This window comes from Bacillota bacterium (genome assembly GCA_040754675.1).
Taxonomy (GTDB): domain Bacteria; phylum Bacillota; class Limnochordia; order Limnochordales; family Geochordaceae; genus Geochorda.
The window spans coordinates 1-4,594 of sequence record JBFMCJ010000332.1 but is presented as its reverse complement, the minus strand read 5'-3'; the positions used below and the strand labels follow the sequence as shown (position 1 = coordinate 4,594).

The following is a 4,594-nucleotide window of genomic DNA, read 5'->3' as shown; positions in this document are numbered from 1 at the left end:
GGTGCGCTGAACGTGGCGTGGATGGTTCCCGCCTGGCTTCAGGTGCTGCACTTGGCCACAGCCGAACTCCTGGTAGCCGCGCTGTCGGGGGCGGCCACCCGCGAGTGGGTGCTGCGACGCACGGGGCCGCCGGCTCTGGCCCGTCCGGTGCCCGCCCCCCGTCTGGAACACCCTGGAGGGACGCCCGCATGAAGGCCGATACCCTGCCGGCGGCACAGGCAGCCGGCGCGTGGCAGCGCGCCGGGCGGGTGGCCAAGGACTACTACCGGCTGGCCAAGCCCGACATCGTGATGCTCATCCTGCTGACGGCGCTGGGGGGCCTGCTTGCGGCACCCGGTGCCGGGATCTCGCTTGGTCTGGCTCTGGCGACGCTCGCCGGCGTGGGGCTCACGTCTGCCGGCGGCGGCGTACTCAACTGCTACATCGACCGTGACATCGACGCCCTGATGCGCCGCACGGCGCGCCGGGCGATCCCCGCAGGGCGAGTTCCGGCGCGCCATGCCCTGGTGTACGGGCTGGCGCTGGCGGCGGCGGGGCTTGCGATCATGCTGCGGTGGGTGGGGTTGTTCGCCGCCGCCCTGACTCTGACGGGGTTCTTGATTTACGTGGGCGTCTACAGCCTCTGGCTGAAGCGGCGCACCCCGCACAACATCGTCATCGGCGGCGCTGCCGGCGCCATGGGGCCGCTCATCGGTTGGGCCGCGGCCGATGCCCCGCTGGGCCTGGCGCCCTGGGTGCTGTTCGGCATCATCTTCTTGTGGACGCCGCCTCACTTCTGGTCGCTGGCGCTGCTGGCTGAGGAAGAGTACCGGCGGGCGGGCGTTCCCATGATGCCCAACACGAGAGGGGCGCACAGCACACGGCGGCAGATGCTCGCCTACACGGCGGCGCTCGCCGTGGTGGCCGTGCTGCCGCCGTTCTTGGGAGTCGGCGGGTGGGGGTACCTGGGCGTGGCGGGCGCGGCCAGCGCCGTGTACGTGGCCCTGGCGGCCCGAGCCTACCTGCGCCCCAGCCGGCAGGTGGACGGGCAGCTTTTCCGGTATTCCATGACATACCTGGCCATTGTTTTCCTGGCGCTAATCGCATCCGCGAGGTGGTAGCCATGACCGAGCCCCACGAAACGCCGCTGCGAGAAGCCGTCCGCACGGATAAGGCGCCCGCCGCCATCGGCCCGTACTCGCAGGCCATCCGGGCAAACGGCTTCATCTACGTCTCCGGGCAGATCGCCCTCGACCCCGCCACCGGGCAACTGGTTGAGGGGCCCATCGAGGTGCAGGTGCGGCAGGTGCTGAGCAACCTCAAGGCCATCCTGGCGGCCTGCGGCGCCACGTTCGAACACGTTGTGAAGACCACCATCTTCCTGCGGTCGATGGGGGACTTCGCCGAGGTGAACCGGGTCTACGCCGAGTTCTTCCCCGAACCGGCGCCGGCCCGCTCGACCGTGGCCGTGGCCGAGCTGCCCCGGGGCGCGGCCGTCGAGATCGAGGCGGTTGCCGTCGATCCGCGCTCGGCGTCCTTGAAGAACGTCCAGAAGAGCACCGTGGCCGCCACGTAGCTCAGGGTCGTCAGGGTGAACGCCGGCTCGAACCCGCCCTTCACCTGCAGAAGGCCGCTCACCACCGGCCCCAGGCCGCCCCTGCCCAGGCTCCCCAGCATGGCCTCCAGGCTGGAGAGGGTGGCGCGGCGGTGCGCCGGCACCAGCTCCATCGCGAACGCCACCGCGATGGGGCCGCCCATGTTCATCAGCACCGACCGGGCGTAGAAGGCCACGGCCGCCCAGCGCAGGTCATACGAGAAGGTCAGCACCAGCAGGAACGGGATCGACAGCGCCTGGGTGAGCGCCACGGTGCGTACCTTGCCGATGCGCCGGGCCAGGGGCGGGGTCAGAAGCGAGCCGGCCGCGTTGAACACCGACGTGAGGGCGAAGATGGCGCCGATCTCCCCCGGCTCCAGCCCGAACCGCAGCCGGAAGAAGATCTGGAAGAACGTGACCATCACGCCGGCCCCGAACCCGATGAGCCCGGCCGGCAGCAGAATCTTTACGAACAGCCGCCGCTCCGTGCGATCCGGCAGGAGCGGCGGCCTCTCGCGACCCGGCGCACGCGGCGGCTCGGAGGGCAGCTGCAGCAGGGGAACCAGCGAGACGACGCCGAGCGCCGCCGCCCCGAGCATGCCTGCCCTCAGCGCCTGCCAGGACATGGCGTCCGTTCCGAGATAACGGGCGGCCAGTTCCGGGACCTGCCCCGCAAGCAGGCTCCCCAAAAAGCCGGTTGCCGTGATGAGGGCAAAGTGCACGGCGAACAGTTCCACCCGCTCGCGCTCGCCCGACTGGGCGGCCAGATACGGCGTTCCAATGACCCACGTCATGGTGCTGCCGACGCCTGAAAGCAGCGAGTAGAAGAGCAGGGCGGCGGCCGAACGCGACAGGGCCAGCCCGAAGCCCGAAGCGGCCAGGATGGCCACCCCTGCGATGAGAAGCGTACGGTATCCCCGGCGGTCGGCGAAGCTCCCGGCAGGAAGCCCCAACGCCAGCACCACGACAGCGGGCAGGGCGTTCATGAGCCCCATGAAGTCCTGCCGGTAGCCGAGGCTGTAGAGGTACAGGTTCAGCAGGAGCGCGTACATGCTGAACGAGATGCCGCTGACAGCGGTGTGCCACAGGTAAAGGCGGGCGCCGGGCGAGAACGTGCGAAGCGCCCTCGCGTAGGTGGCCACGCTCTCGGCAGCGGTGTGACGGAAGCGCTGGAAGGTCTGCACCCTTACCCATTCGGGGGGCTGGAGGCGTCTCCCTGCGCCGGGCGGGCCGCCTGGCGAAGAAAGGGCACCCAGCGGCGCAGTTCCTCTTCGGCCCTAGGGCCCACCACGGGTCGGGCCGGCGGCGCCAGTTCGGCGGCGAATTCGGCGTCGGGGGCGGGCGCGCGGGCCTTGGGCATCTTGCGGGGGCGTTCAGGGCGGGTCGCCGGGAGACCCGGCTGCACGTACTCCTGCGGCGGGAAGGCGAAGACCGTTCGGGAGCGGCCGCCGGCGGGCCGGGGCAGCCCCTCCCGGAAAACCCAGTAGGGGTAGTACCCTTCCTGATCGAACCGCGGCCCCCACCCCTGCGTGTCCACCCGCTCGGGATGGTTGGCGTAGAAGTAGCCGGCGGACTTCAGCAGTTGGGCGAGGCGCACGAAGTCGATGTCGAACGGCAGCACGGTGCGCACCTGGCCCTGCTCGATCCAGACGGGCAGCTTCTCGCCGCCCACCTCAATGAACTGCTTGGGCGTCTGCCCCCGGCGGCGGGTGCGGGGCCGATCCTCGGGCGGCATGGGGTCGCATCTCCTCTCCGGGTCCTGCGGCGCCCGTTAGGCGCCGGGCATAGCCTGCCCCCGGGTGAGGCGCGTGATCGAACCGGTCCTGCCCGATGAGTTTACCAACTGGATGTACATGGCGAAGACCGTCTTCGGCGAGGTGCGGGGCGAGGGGGATGCGACGCGCCGGGCCGTGGCGTGGGTGATCCGGAACCGCGCTCGCGACCCGGCTCACCGGTTCGGCCACTCGGTCTGGGAGGTCGTTACCCGCCCCTATCAGTTTTCGTGCTGGAACCGAGGCGACCCCAACCGGGAAGCCATCCTGCACCCCATGCGGGCGCCGCTCGAGCGGGAAGCGTGGCTCGAGTGCGTGCGGGTGAGCTGGCAGGTGCTGTCCGCTTCGGAGGCCGACAACCCCATTCCCGGCGTGTACCACTATCACGACACCAGCATCCCGCCGCCCGCGTGGACGCGGGGACTGGAGCCGGTGCAAGTGCCGGGCGTGATGCGGCTTCGCTTCTACCGAAGCCCCGGGCGGACGGACGCCCCAGCCGATGACACGCCGGGCGTGGATAAGATAAGATAGCTGACGGGCCATCACGACACGGGCCTCGCCCCGATGTACGCGGCCTACGCTGGCCTGCCGGCCGGCCTCCTGCGGTGAACCGGGGAGGCGACCGGAGTAAATGGCTTCTCAGGGCAACTATCCGCCGGAGGCCTTACTGCTGGCGCTTGCGGCGCAGATCGGCAACTCGGCGCGAGAACTCTTGCTGCGTTCCGGTTTCGGGGCGTTGCTGCAGCAAAACGGCCAGACCCTATCCCGGATGCTGGCGGAGGCCCTCCGGCCCGGCGGAGCGCCAGAAGGGGCGTGGGCCGAAACGGCCATCTCACCGGACGAGCGGGACCGCCCGAGCGAACGCCGGGCGGCAGTGGCCGGCGCGCTGGTGCGCTTCTGGTCGCAACAGGCCCCGCCGCGAACGCTCCAGCGCTACGGTGAAGCTATCGACGCCGGCACGCCCGCCGGACGTTGGGAACTCCTGGCGCTCACCATCCTGATGGGAGCGCCGGTGCGCCGTGCCAGCGTGGAGGAGACCTTTTGCGAACTGCGCCGGGAGGGGCTGCTGGACCTCCGGGCGGCGGCGGCCGCGCGGCCCGACTGGTGCGAGGCCGTGGACCGGGTCATGGCGCGCTCCTACCGCGGGCCGGTGCGGAAAGATCTCCAGCGGCAGCGCCTCGCCGGCGCCGCCCGGGCCCTGCTGGAGCGCTGGCACGGCGATCTCAACAACCTTTACGCCGAGGCCGGG

At 70.7% G+C, this 4,594-nt stretch carries 6 protein-coding genes and 1 pseudogene; 5 read left to right on the top strand and 2 right to left on the bottom strand.

The window, feature by feature from the left end; genetic code table 11:
• The 3 genes from AB1609_16135 to AB1609_16125 all read left to right on the top strand — a co-directional run.
• Positions 1-192: hypothetical protein (locus AB1609_16135; GenBank protein ID MEW6047978.1), on the top strand; the 192-nt coding region annotated here is incomplete at its 5' end.
• The gene (locus tag AB1609_16130) at positions 189-1,100 is read left to right on the top strand and encodes a heme o synthase (protein MEW6047977.1); all 912 of its coding nucleotides are present in this window, start codon (positions 189-191) and stop codon (positions 1,098-1,100) included. The genes AB1609_16135 and AB1609_16130, both read left to right, overlap by 4 nt.
• 2 nt (positions 1,101-1,102) lie before the next feature.
• Positions 1,103-1,555, top strand: a complete 453-nt coding sequence (locus tag AB1609_16125; GenBank protein ID MEW6047976.1) for a RidA family protein — start codon at positions 1,103-1,105, stop codon at positions 1,553-1,555.
• Here AB1609_16125 and AB1609_16120 read toward each other — a convergent pair.
• Both AB1609_16120 and AB1609_16115 read right to left on the bottom strand, forming a co-directional pair.
• Positions 1,546-2,715: pseudogene (locus AB1609_16120) on the bottom strand (MFS transporter). The gene AB1609_16125 and the pseudogene AB1609_16120 overlap by 10 nt on opposite strands.
• A 44-nt stretch (positions 2,716-2,759) precedes the next feature.
• Positions 2,760-3,308: a hypothetical protein gene (locus AB1609_16115; protein MEW6047975.1), complete on the bottom strand. Its 549-nt coding sequence runs from the start codon at positions 3,306-3,308 to the stop codon at positions 2,760-2,762.
• Positions 3,309-3,372: 64 nt separating this feature from the next.
• Between AB1609_16115 and AB1609_16110 the strand changes: the two genes are divergently transcribed.
• Positions 3,373-3,876 (top strand): cell wall hydrolase, encoded by a 504-nt coding sequence (locus AB1609_16110; protein ID MEW6047974.1) that lies wholly within the window; start codon positions 3,373-3,375, stop codon positions 3,874-3,876.
• A gap of 100 nt (positions 3,877-3,976) precedes the next feature.
• On the top strand, positions 3,977-4,594 hold a 618-nt coding region (locus AB1609_16105), incomplete at its 3' end, for a hypothetical protein (GenBank protein ID MEW6047973.1).